This is a genomic window from Flavobacterium johnsoniae (assembly GCF_001879205.1).
Lineage (GTDB): Bacteria > Bacteroidota > Bacteroidia > Flavobacteriales > Flavobacteriaceae > Flavobacterium > Flavobacterium johnsoniae_A.
Window position 1 is genome coordinate 219,256 of record NZ_MLFK01000010.1, and the last position, 21,296, is coordinate 240,551.

The following is a 21,296-nucleotide window of genomic DNA, read 5'->3' on the forward strand; positions in this document are numbered from 1 at the left end:
TATTCTTGCTTTACCTCCAGTTAAAACTGGAGGCAATTCATAAAAAAAACTTTGTGTCATAGTCGAGATAGCTATCAGAATGGTAAACAATAAGTTATAACTGGAAGTAGTTAATAAAAACTTTGAGCCTTAGCGCCTTCGCAGCAGAAAAAAAGTTCTTCGTAACACAAAAATAAGCTCTTGTAACTATTTTAAATTTTTGAATTACTTTCTAAAATAACTTCGGTATTAATTTAACCGAAAAAAATTATGGAAGCAACTACATTCAACAAAGCAAAACAATTATTGGGAAGCTGGTTACCCCAAGATCCGCAAATTATAGAAAATTGGACACTTAAAATAAAGGAATTTGCCAAAAAAAATCCATCACCGCTGATTCCTGAAATTTCGGAATTTCAAAATCTGGTATACTCAGACCCTGTTTTGTATGCGAATGTACAGGGAATGTTTGCCGAAGCTCATTTTTTAAAACAACAAACTCCCTTAACTTGGGAACCAGAACCAATGACATTTGAAGATTTCCTTGTTTTACTCAACGGAATCATGCAAACCGCGCCTGAAGCTTACCAAACCGGTGCTCCCGGAAGTCAATCGCCTGCAGGCATGATTGGCTTTCCTATTAATGCCCTTTTAGCCTGGCCTATGGCCACCAATTTTGGGTATGATGTTTTTTCAAACACATTGGTCAATCAGCAGTTAAAGAAAATATTAAACTATTGGTCCAAATTTTTGGTTACAGAAGATTCCAGATATGTTTTAATAGAAAATGACCCTTCTGAGAACGTCATTGCATGGCTGAGCGAATTAGCACAATCCGAAATGATGCAAGTTGCTCAAGGAGCTTTAGGTTTAGAACCAAATCCTATTGCGCCGAACGCCACATTTTCTGATGTTTTTCAGTCTGATCCTTCAGATGTATATTATGGTTTCAAAAGCTGGGATGATTTTTTTACTAGATTGTTCTGCCCAAATGTACGTCCTGTAACTGCGCCAAATGATGATTCGATTATTGTAAATGCTTGTGAATCGGCACCATTACAAGTGGCCAAGAATGTAGCTTTGTCAGATCAGTTTTGGTTAAAAGGACAGCCTTATTCGTTAGAAAACATGCTGAATTTTGATCAATTAGCACCTCAATTTGACGGCGGAACAGTTTATCAGGCTTTTTTGAGTGCCTTGAGCTACCACCGCTGGCACAGTCCTGTAAACGGTAAAATCGTAAAAACGGCTGTTATAAACGGTTCATATTATTTAGAAAATCTGTATCAGGGTTTTTACAATCCAGAGGGGGCCGATTCGAGTGCACCCAACAATTCGCAGGCGTTTTTAACAGCAGTCGCGACCAGAGCCCTTATATTTATTGAGGCAGATAATCCAGCTATTGGACTTATGTGTGTAATGCCGGTAGGTATGGCAGAAGTTTCTAGCTGCGAAATAAAAGTGCAAGCTGGTGATGTTGTCAAAAAAGGCGACGAATTGGGAATGTTCCATTTTGGAGGCTCAACGCACTGTTTGCTTTTTAGACCAGGTGTTAATTTAGATTTCAGTACTTATGAAACACCAGGTTTAGACGCTCCTAATAATATTCGTGTAAACACTCAAATAGCAAAAGTGCTTTAAAAGCTATTTCATAATAAAACACATAGTTTTCTAGATTGAAAAGCTATGTGTTTTTTTTATAGACATAACCATTGGTTTCACTGGGGGTTCATTAATATCCAATTTCCAAATTTATTTAAACTAAAATAACCTATAACCAAAATAATTTATGAAAACAAACAAACTCTTATTGCCTATTATTTGTATTCTCTTTTTTCTATTTTCTTGTAGTTCGACTCAAAAAAAAGGATCTACAGACAATAAAACAGTGTCGACATCTCCTGAAAACAAAGGAACAAATACAGATTTGACAAATAATTATGTTGTTGAATATGATTTTAAAACAAGGCTTTATACACATAATACTTTAAAACCTAAAGTACATTATCCAATAATATACAGAATTAAAAATATCAACAGATTTGCGTATAAAATTGAAGTAAAATCTAAGGATTCAGTATTAGCTTTTTCTTTCTCAATTGATGATCTTCCAAAAGAAATTTTTGTAGGACAAAAAAAAGAAGAACAAGCTACAACAGGTTCTAATACAGACAGTACAAGTCCAAAACCAGCTATGCAGGTAACTACAAACGATGTCAAGGATGTTAAAAATGAAACTCCTGATAAGAAAGATGGACTGGTTGATGTTTTAAATTCAGCCCTAAAAATACTGGAGCTAGATAAACAAATCGCTCAAGATGCTGAAAAACTTGCTGCAATTTCAGATTTAATAAATAAAAATAACTTAGGGTTGATTACTGACTTTGTAAATATTTCATCATTATTGGATTCTGTAGATATAAAAATTGAAAAATTAGAAAAAATTGCAATTGTTAGTGAGGAACAAAAGAATGAGTTAGAAAGCTTAAAATCAGTAAAAAAAAATCTAACGGATCAAAAAAATTTAATTTCAACAAGAAATACTCTTGATTCTACACTTAAAGACAATGTTAAAGATAAAGAAAACTTAAAAACATCTAAAGAAGCAGTTGATACATTTATAAAAGATAATGAAAAACTAAGTGTGCTTTTTTCGCAATTTCGCGAAACCTATCGTGAGGTTAATAAAATTAATTCTTGCTACGATCGATTATATGAACTCATTAGCTATCATCAGCTTGACTATTTACAAGCACAAAAAGAGATATCTCCCTTTGAAGAAGAAGAAAAGAAATTTTCTGATTATAAAAATCAATTACAAATTTTAAAATCAAATTATTATGATATACAAATACAGTATGAAATACTAAAAAGAAATTTCCAATTAAATGAAAAATTAAGTGAAGGTGGCCAAACAAAATTATATAGTCAAGGAGAAGATTTTATGACTAGAGCAAAACGAATGTATGAAAAAATTAACTTAACCGAAACTCAAAAGAAATTAAACCTAATGCCAATGATTATTAAATCATTAAAAAATTCAAATACTTTTGAATGGATGTCTTCTCCTATTCAACCTATTGGAGATGTTGTTTCATTTGATGTTGATATAAAAGCTAAAAATAAAACAAGTGAAAAAGTTATCGATGAAGTAAAAGATAGACATCAAGAATTTACAAGAGGAGGAACACGAATTGATTTTGGTTTAGGGCTTGCTGCCAGTTATTTTAAAAATACACCTGTTTACGAGTTACAAGTTAAACAAGTCAATAATTTGTCTCAAATTACGATTCAGCAAAAAAACAATGAACTAATAGTTCCTTCTCTAGTTGGACTTGCAACTATGAGTCTTCGAAGCTCAACCTATACATGCATTGGTGGAAGTGCCGGACTCGGTATCGATGTCGTTAATGGTAAAATACAATTAAGTAACTTCTTTGTTGGGCCTAGTGTAACTTTTGGCAGATATGAAAGGTTAACTCTTACCGCGGGAGCGTCATTTAGAAATGTTCAGCAATTAAAATCTGGTTATGAAATTGGTTCAACCGTCACTGAAACATCTGATGATATAGAAAATTATCTAACAGATAAGTATAAAGTTGGATTTTTCGCTTCTCTTACATTTGTCTTAACAAAAGGAGTAAAAGAAAATTTAAAAAAAATACCATCTTATAGGTAATTAATAAAAACTTGTATTTTTCTTTTAAAATGAATATTCTCCTTTCAATAAAAAAAATGCTATTTCAAAAATTGAAACAGCATTTTTTTATATAAGTAAGATATTAATTCCCATTAAAAACCAAATACAAAATCAAAATCGTCAACCCCAACAACCCAAACAAAAGCTTCACCTTTTTACTAGTTTTAGGAATATCCGTTTCATCTGAAAAATTAACTTCGGGATTTTTATCGGTTAAAGAAATTATAACTGCAGCAACTAAAAGCACTGCAAAAATGTAAAACGAAATCAATAAAAAGTGAGGCCAGGCGGGATATTTATCGGCAGGGAAAATCCATAAGTATAAAACCCCAACAAATAAACTAAACGCAGAACCCCAAGATAATGTCGCATTTACAGCTTTTTTCGTAGTGCGTTTCCAGAAAACACTCAGCAAAAACACAACCGATAAAGATGGCGCCAAAAAGCCCAAAACCGCCTGAAAAATATTGAATAAATTTTGTCCTTTGATATTGTCAATTGCAACGGCAATCAGAATCGCAAAAACACAACCAGCAGCAATCGTTAAACGTCCAATTTTAATTTGATCTTTGATAGTTGCCGTCGGGTTGATTTTTTTCACGTAAATGTCATTGGTAAAAACGGTGCTCAAAGCGTTTAGAGAAGAACCAATTGTTCCTACCAAAACCGCAATCATCACGCAGATTACCAAACCATTCATGCCGCTTGGGAAAAGATTTGTAACCATTGTCATATAAGCCAAATCGGAATTGCTTCCTAATTCTGGATATAAAGCATAGCACAAAATTCCGGGAAGAATAAACAACGGCAAAGCCATAACTTTTAACCAGCCAATAAAGTTTACACCCAATTGTCCCTGCTCTAGATTTTTAGCTCCCAAAACACTCTGTACCATCGATTGATCGTACAGAAAAAAGCAACTGCAGCAACAGGATATCCTAATAAAATAGCCGGCCACGGATAATGCGCATCATCTGAAGGTCGGATTAAATTCCAAAAATTAGAAGGTGTTTTGTCAATTAAAACATCGATTCCTCCCAGTTTTTGCAAACCTAAAAACGAAAGCGTAAGCGAAACTACAATAAGTAGAATCATCTGAAAAACATTGACTTTAGCAATCGCTTTTAATCCTCCGGCAAACGTAAATATTCCAGAAAAAATCACCAATACCGTAACACTCTGCCACATCGGAATTCCTAAAATCTGACGCACTAAAACGCCTCCGCTGAACAATCCTAAAGACAGCCAGCTTACTAATATTTTTACTAAAGCGTACCACGCTAGAATATTCTGCGTACTGTCGCCGTAGCGTTTCCCCATATATTCGGGCATAGTGCTCACTTTACTCGCAATATATCGCGGCGCAAAAAACATCGCCAAAAGCAGTAAAAACACAAAGGCGTACCACTCAAAGTTTCCCGCAACAATTCCCGTAGCGTAACCAATACTCGCAAAAGCCAATAAGGACGAAGGTCCAACATTGGTTCCCCACATATTAAATCCGATGCTGTACCAGTTTAATGAATTGGATGCCAGAAAAAGCGTTTCGTTTTTCTTGCTCTGCTTCACACTCACCACATAACCAATGACTAATAAAGTCACCAAATAAACGGCTACAATTATAAAATCGAGCGTCGTTAATTTATCGTAGATGCTGTTCATAGTCCGTATTCGTTAAGAATATCGGCAATTTTAACCGGCATTCCAGTTTGCAGTGATTTGTCCATTGCCTGCAATAAAGCCACCGTTCCAATTCCTTCTTCCATGTTTGGATAAGCTTCAAAACCCTGCTCGATGCTGTCGACAAAATATTCTAAGTAATTCTGATATTCACCGCCGTGATGGCTTTGTCCTTCAAAACGGAAATAATATTTTATTGTGCTGTCGCCCCAGGTAATTACTTTTTCTTCGCCCGTTTTGTCTGTAACCGCATAACGCAATTCGTGATAATCGGCCTGACTTGCTCCTTCTGTTGCTCTTAAAATCGTACTCATTCCGCTGTCGCGTTGCGCTGGCTGAGTTGGCGAAGTATACACACCACTTACACGGGCAATTCTTCCATCGGTTGCTTTAAAGATAAAGTGCATCGTATCTTCATTTTTCAATCCTGCTGATTGTCCGTTACTGCTGATCATTCCGTAACCCATTACTTCCTGAATGTTTGGCAGATACCATCTGATGAAATCTACAGGATGGCTCAAACCTCCGTACAGCCATTTAAATGATTGCAAAAGCGACCATTCTTTCTTTAAAAACCATCTGTGATCGGCGTGATATTGGGCTTCGATTGTAATTAAATCGCCAATTAAACCCGCTTCATAATCGGCTCTTTGTCTTTTGGCTGGTTCGAAGAAACGGGAACTTTGACCAATGAAAACTTTTTTTCCAGTCGATTTGCTTAATTCTAACAATTCTTTAGCATCCGAAAGATCATCGATAAAAGGTTTAGTACAAACCACATGTTTTCCATGCAACAAAGCTTGTTTTACGTGCTGCGCATGCAAATGATCCGGCGTGTAAATCGCAATTATATCAATTGAAGCATCGTTTAATAAATCTTCGTAATTGGTGGTGTACGAATGAAAATCGAATTCTTTTGCGCGCTGTTTGCACAAGTCTTCGTTTCTGTCGCATATTTTTACAAGCTCTAATTTTGAACTTTCTATAGCGGCCGACATGGTGCTTCGTCCTTCTCCAAGTCCTAGAATGGCTATTTTTAGCATGGGGTGTGGTTATTTTAGATTATTGATTTTAGATTTTAGATTATTTCCGAAATCTTCTTTGAGATTAGTTTTGTTTTTTTCACGCAGATTAGGCAGATCGAGCAGATTTTCTTTATTCTTGATTCTATAATAAATTCTTTCTACTTGGCTCTTCCTTCTATTTTTTCTCCTCTACACTCACCTTGTTCAAGAAAATCCAGGTTTCATCCGGTTTTGCGCCTTCAATTCCCGATTGGTATTTCTTCATTAAAGCGTTCCATTCGTCTACGCGCGGATTATTTTGAGTTGTTTTCGGATTTAGTTTGTCCATATTTTCACCCTTCGGAATACTGATTACCAAGATCAATTGCCTGTCTTTTTTGAAAACCTGTAACTGCTGGAAATCGGCGTTGCAAAAACCTTTTGCTACTTCCGGCCATTTTTCAAATTGGGTTTTGTGATAATCCACATATTCTTTCTGCCCTTTTTCATCAGCAGGAAGATTGGCTGTTAAAACAACATTTTCCCAATCCGATGCCGGTTTCGAATCTTTACATCTTTCAAAGTTTTGAAAATCGTAAACCATATCGTCATAGATTTTAATTTCTAAAGAAGGAAAAGCACCTGCCAGTTTACGCTTCGTTCTTTCCGGCTGATTCATTTTTCCGTAAATCACCAAATGATTTTTCCATTGGTACAATTCCTGACCTACGATTCTAAAACCAACCAAAGTCGATTTGATTTTTTCGATGTCAAAATCGTTTCCTATCAATTCGATTGCATACGGTTTTGGCATTTCCTGCAATCCCCATTTTTCATCGATTACAACTTCTTTTTCTAAATCTTTATAAGGCGCTCTAATTCCGGCTGCCTCTTTAATTTTTGTACTCACATACGGATCGTTATGTTCCCAGATATTTCCTTTTGGACCGTTATGGTTTTTTAGGATTTTCTTTTCGGCAATCCAGTTATTTTTAATCGTAAAACCTTCAGAACCTTCATCAGTATACAAATACAGCCATAAAAACGGATCGTGTGCATACGGACTGTTGTACACTTTGTCGATATAATTTTCTTCGATTCGGCTGTTGGGTTGTGCCGAAAGTGTATAAATTCCTGCTACATCATGCAAATGTTTGGCATAATGATGAATTTTGTTTCCTAAAATTTTGTTGTTCTGCATCACGTTTGGCGTATGCGTCCATCCCCAGCCCATCGCCATTCCGGAATACGATACGTCTGAAATTTCGTTGTGCTCAATGGTAATATTGCGAACAAAACCAGCGCTGATTCCTAAAGTTCCCCAATCTTCATTGGTTACGTTTGTGATTAAATTATCGGCAATCACTTCATCAGAACACATTTCTCTTTCGTCTTTTATAATTAAAGGCAAATGCGCTTCAAAAGCTTCTTCAGAAAAAATGCCGACATTGATGGCACTTCCGCCTATATCCTTAAATAAATTTCCTTTTACAGTATTGTGATTCGTTCCTTTATTTAAATCCAAACCAGTCGAAGCCAAATGCTCAAAACGGCAGGATTCAAACTGAATATTATTGGCATAATTAACTTCAACCGCCGCACGAGGTCTTCCTACCCACGCCTGATTTTCTAAATTGGCCTGATTTGGCGTTCCCGGCTGTTTCAATTTATAGGCATCCAACAAATACAAACCAGATTGCAACGGCACATGACCTTGTTCTGAAGGACGCAGCCAATTGCTGTATTGAAATGAAATTCCTTTAAATCTAAAATGACTTACAGGCGAATCAATTGTTCCTTTTACTTCAACCAGATTTTCTAAAACCGGAACGGTAATTTTTGCCGAATTGATCTCTTCGCCCTGACGCGGAATATAATAGATTTTGGCATTTTTCTTGTCCAAAAACCATTCTCCAGGTTCGTTCAGCATTGAGATTCCGTTATTTAAATAGAAAGCAGAATTTCCGTTGTTTTTAGAAATCCACGGTGCCGGCCACGGGTGTTCGCTTTGAATACGGCTTTCAGGCTCTTCAAACGAAAGTCTGGCGCTGTCTTTCTGCACTTCAATATTTTTGATTCGGAGATTGGCAATTGACCACCATTGTACGATAAACATTTCTATTCCCGGCTCAAACTTTATCGATTTGTCTTTAAACGGAATCCAGCAGGTTTGCGACTGATGATCCCAGGATAAAATTCGGTCCATTGCATTTCCGGCAGTGCTTTTGGCTCTCACGGCTTTTTTTCCGTTGACCCACAATTGTCTATAATTGATAATTGAACCGGCTTTTTGAGGCGCATCGGCCACCCAGAATGTGCCTTTTTTACCATTTAAAACAGTAGTTTTTTTCCAGTTTTTAATTTCGATTCCCCCGCTAATAATTGGCTTTGCATTTACATCGGCTTCAATTGTTGTTGGACTTTCAGGCGTTCCAGAATCTTCTGGTCTTACAAACAAAGGTTCGTTTAAATAATACGTGCCGTTCATTACTATAATTCGGATTCCGTCTTTTATAGATGGATCTTTTAATCGGCGCAGTTCTCTGGCTTTTCGCATTGCCATGTGAACCGTTGCCAGCGGATTTGATTTTGTTCCGATGTTGGAATCATTTCCCGACGGTGACACCCAGATTTCAGCGGCATTCGCCGAAAAAAAGGTGAAAACCATTAAAAAAACGATCAGTAATTTGTTGAAAGAAATTAAACGCATTATTTATAGTATTGATTTTTTTCTTAGGATAAAATTATCAGGCATTAATTTAAAGCAGTAATAATTTTACAAATAAATGTATTTTTAACACTTTTACCAAATAATTGGGACAATTTAAAAGAATATAAAATGACAGGCATCCTGTACCCTCCTGTAAATCTGGGAAAACCGTCCCATTTACTCGTCTTTTATACTTAAAAATCAATTTAAGATTTTAACCCTCTTTCCATCAAAAAAATCAAATTCATAAAAAATCTGTTATAATTAAATCAAAAACATCGTTTCATAATATTTTTTTAATAGATTTGTGTAATCGATTACATTATTAGATTATAAGTTTTATAAGAATATTTTTATTCATCAAATAAAAAAAACTAAAATAAATAATCGACTCATCATCAAAAATAGCGTAAAAGTAAATTACAAACCATAATACGATACTAATGAAAACTAAACCGACTAACCTTTTCTGCGCAGTTCTGACCGTTATTGCGCTAAGTTTAACCACTCTGAGTTTTGCCCAAAAATCAAATGAGACTTATAAAGACATTGAGTTTAAAATGGCCAAAGTAAAAGAACCTGTAATTCCAAAAAACAGCGTGAACTTAAAAGATTTTGGTGCAGTTAATGGTGGTTATGTTTTAAATAGTAAGGCTTTCGCCGATGCGATCGACGCGCTGTCAAAAAAAGGAGGAGGGAAATTGATTATCCCGCCGGGAATCTGGCTTACGGGTCCGATTATCTTAAAAAGCAACATCGAATTACATGCCGAAAGAGGCGCTCTGATAAAATTTTCTACAGACAAATCGCTGTATCCTATTATCGAAACTAATTTTGAAGGACTAAACACCTGGCGCTGCATCTCTCCTATTTACGGTAAAAATTTGGAGAATATCGCTTTTACCGGAAGCGGTGTTTGGGATGGTTCAGGCGAAGTTTGGAGACAGGTTAAAAAAAGTAAACTAACTGAAAGCCAATGGAAAGAAGTTCTTTCAAGAGGCGGTGTTTTAAACAAAGACAAAACGAGCTGGTATCCATCTGAAACTTTTATGAATGCCTCTAAAGGCGCGGACCAAAATGTTCGTCCGGATTTAAAAACAAAAGAAGAATTTGAAAAAATACACGATTTTCTTCGTCCCGTAATGGTAAGTATTCAAAACAGTAAAAGAGTATTGTTTGACGGTCCTGTTTTTCAAAATTCACCAGCCTGGAACATTCACCCGTTTATGGTTGAAGACTTGATTGTGAGAAACGTAACGGTTCGAAACCCCTGGTATTCTCAAAACGGTGACGGTCTTGATGTAGAGTGCTGTAAAAATGTTTTGATCGAAAATTCAAGTTTTGATGTTGGAGATGACGCAATTTGCATTAAATCAGGAAAAGACAAAGACGGACGCGAAAGAGGTGTTCCGTGCGAGAATATTATCGTAAGAAACAATATCGTATATCACGGTCACGGCGGAGTAACCGTGGGAAGTGAAATGTCCGGCGGTGTAAAAAACCTTCATGTATCCAATTGTACTTTTATGGGGACGGATGTTGGACTGCGTTTTAAAAGTGCACGCGGAAGAGGCGGTGTTGTAGAAAATATCTTTATTTCAGATGTTTTTATGACCGATATTCCATCTCAGGCTATTTCGTTTAACTTGTATTATGGTGGAAAATCGATCGCAGAAACTTTGGAAGAAGGCGGAGACAAAATCGTAAATAAAGCTATGCCGGTAACGGTTGAAACGCCTCAGTTTAAAAATATTTCAATAAAAAATATCACGATTAAAGGGGCACAGCAGGCGGTATTTTTACAAGGTCTTCCTGAAATGAATCTGGAAAATATCGAAATCTCTAATTTAACAGCTACGGCGCAAAAAGGTTTTTCGATTATTGATGCAAAAGGAATCAAAATTACAAATGCAAAATTAGACATCGAAAACAGTAACATCTTTGAGGTTTATAATGTAAAAAATATGTCATTAAAAAATGTAGAGTTTAATTCAACTTCGCCTAAAGCAGTAAATATAAATGGTGAAGGAAACAGTAATATCGAATTGGTTTCTTCTAAAAATTTAGATTTCTCAAAAACAACTACACTTGGAAATGATGTTCCAAAAGGAGCTGTAAAATTTTAATCACAATTTCAAATGAAATTTATAAACAGTTCAAAAGCAGTTGTTTTCGGCCTATGTGTTTTCTCGTTTTTACATTCGAATGCACAGACTAGTAAAGAGGAGAAAAATACCATCAGTACCAAACCTTTTACAGACGGCACGAATCATTGGTACCACATAAAAGACAAAACCAATATTGTAAATCCGGTCGAGAATCAGCCTCAATATGCTGAAACAGATTATGCTAAAATCGCTGATAATATTTTACTTTTTCAGCGTAATAATGGCGGATGGCCAAAGAATTACGATATGAAGGCTATTTTAACGCCAAAGCAGATTGATACGGTTATAAAAACCAAACCGATTCTGCACACTACTTTTGACAACGAAACGACTTATACGCACGTCAATTATCTGGCTCAGGTTTATACGCTGACTAAAGAGGAAAAATACAAAAACGGCGCCTTAAAAGGAATTGATTTTATTTTGGAAGCGCAATACAGCAACGGAGGCTGGCCTCAATACTTTCCTTTGGAAAAAGGGTACAGCCGCCATATTACCTTTAATGACGGAGCTTATATGGGCATCATGAATCTGCTGAAAAAGATTGTAATCAACGATCCTGATTTTACTTTTATAGACACAAAAACCAGAAAAAAGGTAACAGAATCCTACGAAAAAGGATTAGACTGTATTTTAAAAATGCAGATTACTGATAATGGAAAACTTACAGCCTGGTGCCAACAGCACGATGAAATCACGCTTTTACCGGCTTGGGCGCGCAAATTTGAACCGCCAAGCATCTGCAATGCCGAAAGTGTTGATGTTGTCTTGTTTTTAATGGCGATCGACAAACCGAATGAAAAGATCATTAAATCCGTGCAAAGTGCGGTAAAATGGTTTAACGATTCTAAAATCTACAACACCAGGGTCGAAAGTTTTAAAGCTCCGGAAATGGATTCAAAATACAAGAAAATAACAAACGATGTGCGCGTCGTAACTGATTCTACAGCGCCGCCAATCTGGACGCGTTATTACGAATTAGGAACGCATAAACCATTATTTTCTGATCGAAACAGTGAACTTTTATATTCACTTGCCGAAGTGAGCCGGGAACGCAGAAGCGGTTATGCCTGGTACACCGATAAACCGGAAAAAGTTTTGAAAAAATACCCAGCCTGGCAAAAGAAATGGGATTCTGGTAATGATGTTTTGAAATAATAACTACGTTCTGTCATTGTGATTCTCAAAGTGAGTTTTTAAAACAGTAAAAGACATTCAATATACCTTTGTTTGATAAGTTTGCAGGCAAAATCTTTGTAAAGTTTAAAACTTTCACAAATAGCAAAAACAAAAAAAGCGTGAATTATTCCATTCACGCTTTTTTATTTTCTTGATATTTCTATTGATCCAGCTTATAAAATGCAATTGCATTTTCATACCAAATCTTATTTTGATCCTCTGTGGAAAACTTCGAAATGTAATTTTCTAAAGTTTTTACGACTTCGGTATAATCTGACGCAACATTTAGAACCGGCCAGTCAGACCCGTACATTAATTTATCTGCTGAGAAATTTTCGAAAATCACATCCAAATAGGGCTTTAAATCTGATGGTTTCCAGTTTTTCCAATCGGCTTCTGTTACCATTCCGGAGATTTTACAGCTTACGTTTTCATATTTAGCGATTTCTTCGATGCCGTTTTTCCAGGAATCCATATTTCCGGATTTGATATCCGGTTTTGCGATATGATCAATCACAAATTTTTGGTTTGGAAAATCTTTCACCAAACTTATCGCAGCCGGCAATTGACGATGAAAAATCAAAATATCATAAGTAAAATGAAATGCTTTTAAAGCTGAAATTCCCTTGCGGAAATCTTCTCTAAACATAAAATCATCGTCCTCGCCCTGAACGACATGACGGAATCCTTTAATAGTTTTATTTGAAGAAAAATGACGTAACCGTTCTGAAATATTATCTGCACGAAGATCAACCCAGCCAACAATTCCCTTTATGAAGTCATTTTTAGAAGCCAGGTCCACAAGAAAATTAGTTTCTTCTTCAGACTGGCTTGCCTGAACTGCTACACAACCTGAAAACTTATTTTCAGTAAGCAGCGGCAGTAAATCTTCCGGCAGAAAATCTCTTTGAATTTTCGACATACTTTCGTCAATCCAGCTGTCTCTAACGGGATCAAATTTCCAGAAATGCTGATGAGAATCTATGCGCTTACTCATTTTGAATTAGTTTACATCGTTGATTAAAGCACGATCTAAATGCACGTAACCGCCGTCTACAAATACAAATTGTCCTGTAGTATGCGACGAACGATCAGAAATAATGAAAAGTGCAGTATCAGCAATTTCATCAGTCTTAGTCATTCTGCCTTCAAATGGAATACTTTTGTTGATTTTTTTCAGCACGGTTTCTCCATCTGCCAAAGTTTTAATCCAGTCTTCGTATGCCGGAGTATAACTTTCGGCAATAATAATAGCATTCGAACGGATTCCGAATTGAATTAAATCAACCGCCCATTCTCTTGTAAGTCCAAGTACGCCACCTTTTGCAGCAGCGTAACCAGAAGTACCGCCCTGCCCTGTCAAAGCTACTTTTGAACCAATATTCAGAATATTTCCTTTTGATTCTTTTAAATACGGAAGTGCGTATTTAACCAATAAAAAATAGCTCACCACATTGAGTTTCAACGAATCCATAAATTGCTCGTAAGTAGCATCTAAACCAGCACCATCGTTTACACCAACGTTGTTGATAACAGCGTCGATTCTTCCGTATTTTGCTACGATTGCTTTTACAGCATTTTCAATTTCTACAGGATCGGTAACGTCTGTCTGCACAAATAAAGAATCTATTCCTTTTTTTTGAAGATTTTCCGCGTAAGCGAAACCTCTGCTGTTTCTGTCAACCAAAACCGGAATTGCTCCTTCATCTGCAATTCTGTTGATGATTGTTTCTCCGATACTGCCTTCCTTTCCAGCCGAACCGGAAACGACAACAATCTTATTTTTTAAATTTAAATCCATTTCTTTTTGTGTTAGATGTGATTTGTAAAATGTGTCTTTTGTGAAATGTGATTTGTGAAAAGTAAGATGTAAGATGTGAATTTAAAATCAGGTTGCTTCTATTTTTACAACGAAAATTACATTTAATTTTTTACTTTTTACTTTTTACTTTTTACTTTTTACATTTCACATCTTACATTTCACAATTAATCAATTTCAATTAACGCTTTGATGACATTGTTTTTCGGATCAATTAATTGTCCGAAATCAGTAATCATTTCTGAGAAATTGGTTCTGTGCGTAATGTATTTTTTAGGATCGATTTTGCCTTCTTTCAAACATTTCATGACATATTCGAAATCTTCAATAGTAGCATTTCTGCTGCTCATTAAAGTCGATTCTCTTTTATGGAAATCAGGATGGCTGAAACTCAATTCGCCTTTTTGAAGTCCGACTAAAACAAATCTTCCGCCGTGCGAAATATAATTAAAAGCACTGTTCATTACTTTCTGATTTCCGGTTGCGTCAATTACTACATTTGCCATATCACCGTTTGTCAATTCTCCCAGTTTAGCCGCTACATCATCGTTTAACGGATTAATGGTTTCATCAGCATTCAATTCGGTTTTACAGAAATTTAATCGGTAGTCGTTGATATCCATTACGATAACTTTTGCTCCGGCAATTTTGGCAAACTGAATCAGTCCAATTCCAATTGGGCCTGCTCCCATAACCAAAACCGTATCCGTTGCCTTAACACCCGCTCTTCTAACGCCGTGTGCTGCAATCGCCAATGGCTCAACCAAAGCCAGTTCATCATAATCTAATCCCTGACCCTGAAGTAAATACTGCTCAGGAATAGTCACATATTCAGCCATTCCGCCGTCAATATGTACTCCAAAAACTTTAATATTTACACAGCAGTTTGTTAGTCCGGTTCTGCAAGCCACACATTTTCCGCAGTTGAAATACGGAATAAAAGTCACTTTATCGCCTGGCTTAAAACCTGCCGCATTTCCTTTTATGTATTCTGCCGCCAGCTCATGTCCCAGAATTCTCGGATATTCAAAATACGGCTGAGTACCGCCAAAAGCGTGAATATCAGTACCGCAGATTCCAATTCGTTTTATCTTTAAGAGAACTTCGCCGTCTTTTGGTTCCGGAATTTCTCTTTCTTTTAATTTAAATTCTTGCGGTTTCTCGCATACAATAAATTTCATCTTAGATTTTTTTTACTAATTGATAAAGCCCATTCGTGAAAATTTATTTAACACATAGAAACATAGATTTTTTTCTTTTGAAAGAAGACAAAAAGAAACTAGTTTCTTAACACATAGCTATGTGCGTTTAAATAAGTGAAACGCCTTTTTTGACTATACAACATCTATGTTTCTATGTGTTAAAAACAATTACATCCTTAACAGGCTTATAATTATTTTTTATACGCAACCGCAGTTTGTTTGCTTGTACCCAAACCTTCAATACCAAGCTCTACAACATCTCCTGCTTTTAGATAAATTGGATCCGGCTTAATTCCTAAACCAACTCCCGGAGGTGTTCCTGTACTAATGATATCGCCAGGAAGCAAAGTCATAAACTGGCTTAAATAATGTACCAAATACGGAATTTTGAAAACCAGATTCAATGTGTTGCTGTCTTGATATTTTTTACCGTTAACGCTCAGCCACATCGACAAATTATCAACATCTTTTACTTCATCTTTCGTAGCCAAAAATGGTCCAAGAGGCGCAAATGTATCGCATCCTTTTCCTTTTGCCCATTGTCCGCCGCGCTCGATTTGAAATTCTCTTTCGCTGTAATCATTCAATAAAGCGTAACCTGCAACGTAATCTAAAGCCTCAGCTTCTTCTACATAACTTGCTTTTTTACCCACCACAAATGCCAGCTCCACTTCCCAGTCGGTTTTTACACTGTTTTTTGGGATAATTACATCATCATCAGGACCGCATAAGGAAGTTGTCGATTTAAAAAAGATGATTGGTTCTGTTGGGATCGGCGCACCTGTTTCTTTACAGTGATCTACATAATTTAATCCGATACATATTATTTTTGAAGGTCTCGCCACCGGAGATCCTAAACGCACACTGGCATCCACTTCTGGTAACGAAGGGTTGCTTTCTAATGCTTTCTGCAGTTTCTCTAGTCCATTTTCTTCAAAAAAGCTTTCGTTAAAATCTGAAACGATAGAAGAAACATCATATCTTTTTTCATTAATTAAAACTCCTGGTTTTTCTTTTCCGATTTCTCCAAAACGTATTAATTTCATTGTATTTTATTTTTAGTTATTTTTTAGTTGCTAAGGGGCTGAGGGGCTAAGGTTCTGAGTTTTTTTTAAGTTTCTAAGATGCTGAGATTCTAAGTTTCTTTTCATATAGACCTGACAGGTTTTAAACTTAGAATCTAAGCACCTTAGAACCTTAGCCTCTTAAAAATTAATTATTTAATTTGATAAATCCTCCGTCGATTGGGTAATCGCATCCAGTTATAAAACCGGCTTCTTCGCTGCATAAATACAAGGCAAGAGCGGCAATTTCATCAGGTTTTCCCATACGGCCGATTGGCTGTGATTTAGAAAGTTTTTCGAACATTTCTTCTTCTTTTCCGGCATAGTTTTTAGAGATAAATCCATCAACAAACGGCGTGTGAACGCGCGCTGGAGAAATAGAATTACATCTGATATTTTCACTTAAATAATCTCTGGCTACAGATAAAGTCATGGCCATAACGGCTCCTTTTGCTGTTGAATAAGCAAATCGGTCAGAGATTCCAACCCAGGCCGCAATAGAAGCCATATTTAAAATAACACCTCCGTTTGAAAGTCTGAATTGTGGAATCGCAGCATACAAACAGTTGTAAACGCCTTTTACGTTTACCTCCATCACACGGTCAAAATCAGCTTCAGAAGTTGTGTCTACTTTTCCAACATTGGCAATTCCGGCATTATTAATTAAAATATTAATGTTTCCAATTTTTTCAAAAGCAGCTTTTACATCAGCCTGACTCGCAACGTTACAAGCATACGAAAATACCTTTCCGCCGGCATTTTTAATTTCATCGACAGCCTCCTGTGCACTTTCAATAGATAAATCGATAATATGAACTTCTGCTCCCTGTTTAGCAAACAAGGCCGCAATCGCTCTTCCAATGCCGCTTCCGCCACCTGTTATAACTGCTTTTTTATTTTGTAATGAAAACATTTTAAATAGTATTTAATATTATAAAAATCTGATTTTAGGTTTTTCTACATCTACCTGAAATAATAAATGTAAAAAACACAATTACAAATGTAATCGATTATCACAATATTAGCATTTTATTTTAATGTTAAAATAAGAAAATGATCATTCTTTAATAAATTATAACATTTTTTATTCGGTTTGTAAAAAAATACACTTCATACAAAAGTATTATCAAAAAATTTAATGCAAAAAGTTACATTTTCTTGCGCAATCCAATCTTATTTCTAATTTTGTAATTGTATTTTTTACATTTATTATTTTACCTACACCTAAATCAATACAAATGGCAGTATTAAAAGGCATTACGTGGAATCACACAAGAGGTTTACTCCCAATGGTTGCAACGGCACAACGCTTTACCGAGTTAAATCCGGATATCGAAATTACCTGGGAGAAAAGAAGTTTACAAGAATTTGCAGATGCTTCTATCGAAGATTTAGCAAAACGATTTGATCTACTGGTTATCGATCATCCATGGACAGGTTTTGGGGCGCATACGAATGCTATCCTTCCCCTATCTGATTATCTTCCTGCTGATTATATAAAAGATCAGGAAATTAATACGGTTGGACGTTCTTACGGAAGTTATGTTTTTAGCAATAAATTATGGGCGCTGCCTATTGATGCTGCGACTCCGGTTGCGGCGGCCCGTTTGGATATTTTAGAAAAAAAAGGAATAGCAGTTCCTCAGACATACGATGAATTATTGGCGCTGGCTAAAAAAGGACTGGTTGCATTTGCCGGAATTCCGGTTGATGTTTTAATGAGTTTTTATATGTTTTGCTGCAGTTTAAGCGAAGCTCCGTTTCAGTCTGAAGAAAAAGTTATTTCTGTGGAAACAGGAAAAAAAGCTTTGCAGATGTTTCGTGAATTGGCTCAATTAATTGATCCTGCAAACTTTAACAGAAACCCAATTCAGGTTTATGAAGCGATGGTGAATTCTGATGAAATTGCCTACTGCCCTTTTGCCTACGGATATTCTAATTATTCGAGAGCAGGATACAGCAAAAACCTGCTTCATTTTTATGATTTGGTAAAACTGAATAATGCCCCAATGATCAGCTCTTTGGGCGGAACAGGATTAGCAGTTTCTTCTTTCAGCAAACATATTCCTGAAGCGATTCGTTATGCCGAATTTACAGGATCGTCTCAGGTACAGCAAAATATTTTTGCAGATAACGGAGGACAGCCTGGACATTTACAAGCATGGAAAAACGACCGAATCAATTCGATTACCAATAACTATTTCAAAAATACACTTCCGGCTTTAGAGAGAGCATTTTTAAGACCGAGATACTCCGGACACATGTATTTTCAGGATCATGCGGGCGATGTAGTTCGTGATTATTTGATGAAAGGCGGCAGCGAAGAATTAGTTTTAGATGTACTTAATTCGCTTTATGCCAAATCTTTAAAACTGCAAAATTCATGAAGCCGTTAGAAGGATTAATTGTATTGGAGTTCTGCCAGTTTTTGGCGGGTCCTTCTGCCGGATTAAAGCTGGCCGATTTAGGTGCGAGAGTCATCAAAATCGAAAGGCCGGTAAAAGGCGAAGCCTGCAGACAATTAAGTATCAAAGATTTATTTGTAGACGACAGCAGTCTTTTGTTTCATACTATTAACAGAAATAAAGAATCTTTTGCAGCCGATTTAAAAAATCCGGACGATTTGGTTTTGATCAAAAAACTAATTGAAAAGGCGGATATTATGACGCATAATTTCAGACCCGGCGTAATGGAAAAAATCGGGTTGGATTTTGAAACGACGCTTACAATTAATCCAAAAATAATATACGGAACCATTACAGGTTACGGCGACAAAGGCCCGTGGGCAAAAAAACCGGGACAGGATCTGCTTTTGCAGTCACTTTCGGGTTTAAGCTGGTTAAGCGGCAGAAAAAGTCAGGGGCCAGTTCCGTTTGGTCTGGCTGTAGCCGATTTAATGTGCGGTAATCATTTCGTACAAGGAATTTTAGCGGCGTTATTAAAGAGAGCCAAAACCGGAAAAGGTGTTTTAGTTGAAGTAAGTTTACTGGAATCGATTTTGGATGTTCAGTTTGAAGCAATTACTTCTTTTTTAAACGACGGCGGACAGCAGCCTGAAAGAGGCGATGTAAAAGGAAGTGCGCATGCTTTTTTGAGTGCTCCTTATGGCGTTTACAAAACACAAGACGATTATATTTCGCTGGCAATGGGCGATTTGATTTTTATTGGAAACACACTTGGAGTCAATCTAAATCAGTATGCCGATAAACATCTTTGGTTCGAAAAAAGAGACGAAATCAGAGAAATTTTAGCTGCTAAATTAGCGGAACAAACAGCAGATTATTGGCTGGAAGTACTTCAAAAACAAGGTATTTGGTGCGGAAAAGTTTTGAATTACCAAACGCTCGACCAACAGCCTTTTGTTCAGGAACTGCAGTTAAAACAAACCGTAAAAAATTCTCAAGGCGAAACTTTGGTTACAACCAGAAGTCCGATTCAGCTTGACGGACAAATTTTAATCAGTTCAAAAGCAGCACCAAAAGTGGGCGAAGATAATTTAGCAATACAAGAGCAGTTTATTCGGTAAACTGTTGAATCGTTTATTTGCTTAATCGTATTAAGTAAATAAAGAAATAAACGGATTAACGGTTAAACAAATACAACGATTAAACGAATAAACGATTAAACGAATACAACGATAAAACGGTTAAAAAAATGAAACCACTAGAAAATTATTTAATTGTAGATTTCAGCCAGTTTTTATCTGGCCCATCAGCAAGTCTTAGACTCGCTGATTTGGGCGCACGCGTTATAAAAATTGAAAAACCAGGAACGGGCGACATTTGCAGAACCTTATATACTTCTGACTTAATCATGAACGGCGAATCGTCTGTTTTTCATACCATAAACAGAAATAAAGAATCGTTTGCCATTGATTTTAAACAGCCGGAAGAACTTCAAAAATTAAAAAAATTACTGGCCAAAGCCGATGTTGTCATGCATAATTTCAGACCGGGCGTAATGGAACGCATTGGGCTAAGTTATGAAGATGTAAAAGCGATAAACCCAACAGTGGTTTATGCTTCGATTTCAGGTTTTGGAGAGCATCCTAATTTAAAAATTTTACCGGGACAAGATTTGCTTTTGCAGTCTTTAACGGCCTTAACATGGCTGAGCGGCAATCAGGAAGACGGTCCCGTACCAATGGGATTATCGATTGTTGATATGCTGGCCGGCGCACATTTAGCACAGGGGATTTTAGCCGCTTTGTACCGAAAAGCAGCACATAATTTGGGCGGAACGGTTCAGGTAAGTATGCTTGAATCGGCTTTTGATTTTCAGTTTGAAACCATTACAACCTTTTTTAACGACGGAGGTGAACTTCCTGTTCGAACAAAAACAAACAATGCGCATGCTTATCTTGGTGCACCATACGGAATTTATCAAACCAAAAATGGCTATTTGGCCTTAGCAATGGGATCGATTCCGGTTTTGGCTTCACTGCTTAAATGTGATGAATTACTTCAATTTCCTGAAAATAAATTTACGCTGAGAGATGAGATTAAAAATATTCTCGCCTCTCACCTTTTGACACAGGAAACGCAGTTTTGGCTGGATATTTTAGAACCCGCAGATATTTGGTGCGCTGGAGTTTTAAATTACGAACAGCTTTTTAAAGAAGATGGTTTTAAAGTTTTAGAGTTTACACAGCAAGTTGAAATGCTTGACGGTTATTCGTATAAAACAACGAGATGCCCAATAAAAATTGACGGCGAATATTTTACTTCGACAAAAGGTTCTCCAAAATTAGGACAGGATAATGAGCGAATTATAAAAGAATTTATAGCATAA

The 21,296-nt window shown here is 36.4% G+C and carries 16 protein-coding genes; 7 read left to right on the forward strand and 9 right to left on the reverse strand.

Annotation, left to right across the window (positions count from 1 at the left end):
• Positions 1-249 precede the first annotated feature (249 nt).
• The gene (locus BKM63_RS19930; protein ID WP_071638329.1) at positions 250-1,620 is read left to right on the forward strand and encodes a phosphatidylserine decarboxylase family protein; all 1,371 of its coding nucleotides are present in this window, start codon (positions 250-252) and stop codon (positions 1,618-1,620) included.
• Positions 1,621-1,768: 148 nt separating this feature from the next.
• Complete coding sequence (locus BKM63_RS19935; protein ID WP_071638330.1) at positions 1,769-3,658, forward strand: hypothetical protein; 1,890 nt, start codon at positions 1,769-1,771, stop codon at positions 3,656-3,658.
• A gap of 103 nt (positions 3,659-3,761) precedes the next feature.
• Here BKM63_RS19935 and BKM63_RS23980 read toward each other — a convergent pair whose 3' ends face one another.
• The 4 genes from BKM63_RS23980 to BKM63_RS19950 form a co-directional block, all read right to left on the reverse strand.
• The gene (locus tag BKM63_RS23980; RefSeq protein WP_242661197.1) at positions 3,762-4,574 is read right to left on the reverse strand and encodes a sodium:solute symporter family transporter; all 813 of its coding nucleotides are present in this window, start codon (positions 4,572-4,574) and stop codon (positions 3,762-3,764) included.
• Positions 4,541-5,341, reverse strand: a complete 801-nt coding sequence (locus tag BKM63_RS23985) for a sodium:solute symporter family transporter (protein ID WP_242661198.1) — start codon at positions 5,339-5,341, stop codon at positions 4,541-4,543. The genes BKM63_RS23980 and BKM63_RS23985 overlap by 34 nt, the downstream gene beginning before the upstream one ends.
• Positions 5,338-6,402 carry a Gfo/Idh/MocA family protein gene (locus BKM63_RS19945; RefSeq protein ID WP_071638331.1) on the reverse strand — a complete coding sequence of 355 codons (1,065 nt, stop codon included), beginning with the start codon at positions 6,400-6,402 and terminating at the stop codon, positions 5,338-5,340. Before BKM63_RS19945 ends, BKM63_RS23985 begins: the two co-directional genes overlap by 4 nt.
• Positions 6,403-6,559: 157 nt before the next feature.
• Positions 6,560-9,073 carry an L-rhamnose mutarotase gene (locus BKM63_RS19950; RefSeq protein WP_071638332.1) on the reverse strand — a complete coding sequence of 838 codons (2,514 nt, stop codon included), beginning with the start codon at positions 9,071-9,073 and terminating at the stop codon, positions 6,560-6,562.
• Positions 9,074-9,516: 443 nt separating this feature from the next.
• Between BKM63_RS19950 and BKM63_RS19955 the strand changes: the two genes are divergently transcribed.
• Both BKM63_RS19955 and pelA read left to right on the forward strand, forming a co-directional pair.
• On the forward strand, positions 9,517-11,199 hold the full coding sequence (locus BKM63_RS19955; protein ID WP_071638333.1) for a glycoside hydrolase family 28 protein: 1,683 nt from the start codon (positions 9,517-9,519) through the stop codon (positions 11,197-11,199).
• A 12-nt stretch (positions 11,200-11,211) separates the two neighbouring features.
• Positions 11,212-12,399, forward strand: coding sequence for a pectate lyase (pelA, locus tag BKM63_RS19960; protein WP_083572293.1), 1,188 nt, complete (start codon positions 11,212-11,214; stop codon positions 12,397-12,399).
• Between the two features lie 181 nt (positions 12,400-12,580).
• Here the strand turns inward: pelA and BKM63_RS19965 are convergent, their stop codons facing one another.
• The 5 genes from BKM63_RS19965 to BKM63_RS19985 all read right to left on the reverse strand — a co-directional run bounded on the left by BKM63_RS19965 (position 12,581) and on the right by BKM63_RS19985 (position 17,418).
• Entirely contained in the window at positions 12,581-13,417 is an 837-nt protein-coding gene (locus BKM63_RS19965) for an amidohydrolase family protein (RefSeq protein ID WP_071638334.1), read from the reverse strand.
• A 6-nt stretch (positions 13,418-13,423) separates the two neighbouring features.
• Positions 13,424-14,221, reverse strand: coding sequence for an SDR family oxidoreductase (locus BKM63_RS19970; RefSeq protein WP_071638335.1), 798 nt, complete (start codon positions 14,219-14,221; stop codon positions 13,424-13,426).
• A 185-nt stretch (positions 14,222-14,406) separates the two neighbouring features.
• Positions 14,407-15,420 (reverse strand): zinc-binding alcohol dehydrogenase family protein, encoded by a 1,014-nt coding sequence (locus BKM63_RS19975; RefSeq protein ID WP_071638336.1) that lies wholly within the window; start codon positions 15,418-15,420, stop codon positions 14,407-14,409.
• 212 nt (positions 15,421-15,632) lie between these two features.
• A complete protein-coding gene (locus BKM63_RS19980; RefSeq protein WP_071638337.1) occupies positions 15,633-16,487 on the reverse strand; it encodes a fumarylacetoacetate hydrolase family protein in 855 nt (284 codons plus the stop codon).
• A 166-nt stretch (positions 16,488-16,653) separates the two neighbouring features.
• Positions 16,654-17,418, reverse strand: a complete 765-nt coding sequence (locus BKM63_RS19985; RefSeq protein WP_071638338.1) for an SDR family NAD(P)-dependent oxidoreductase — start codon at positions 17,416-17,418, stop codon at positions 16,654-16,656.
• Positions 17,419-17,743: 325 nt separating this feature from the next.
• On the opposite strand from BKM63_RS19985, the gene BKM63_RS19990 reads away from it, so the two are divergent.
• From BKM63_RS19990 to BKM63_RS20000, 3 genes are all read left to right on the forward strand, one after another.
• Positions 17,744-18,892 carry an ABC transporter substrate-binding protein gene (locus tag BKM63_RS19990; protein WP_071638339.1) on the forward strand — a complete coding sequence of 383 codons (1,149 nt, stop codon included), beginning with the start codon at positions 17,744-17,746 and terminating at the stop codon, positions 18,890-18,892.
• A complete protein-coding gene (locus tag BKM63_RS19995; protein ID WP_071638340.1) occupies positions 18,889-20,031 on the forward strand; it encodes a CaiB/BaiF CoA transferase family protein in 1,143 nt (380 codons plus the stop codon). The genes BKM63_RS19990 and BKM63_RS19995 overlap by 4 nt, the downstream gene beginning before the upstream one ends.
• Positions 20,032-20,159: 128 nt before the next feature.
• Positions 20,160-21,296 carry a CaiB/BaiF CoA transferase family protein gene (locus tag BKM63_RS20000; RefSeq protein WP_071638341.1) on the forward strand — a complete coding sequence of 379 codons (1,137 nt, stop codon included), beginning with the start codon at positions 20,160-20,162 and terminating at the stop codon, positions 21,294-21,296.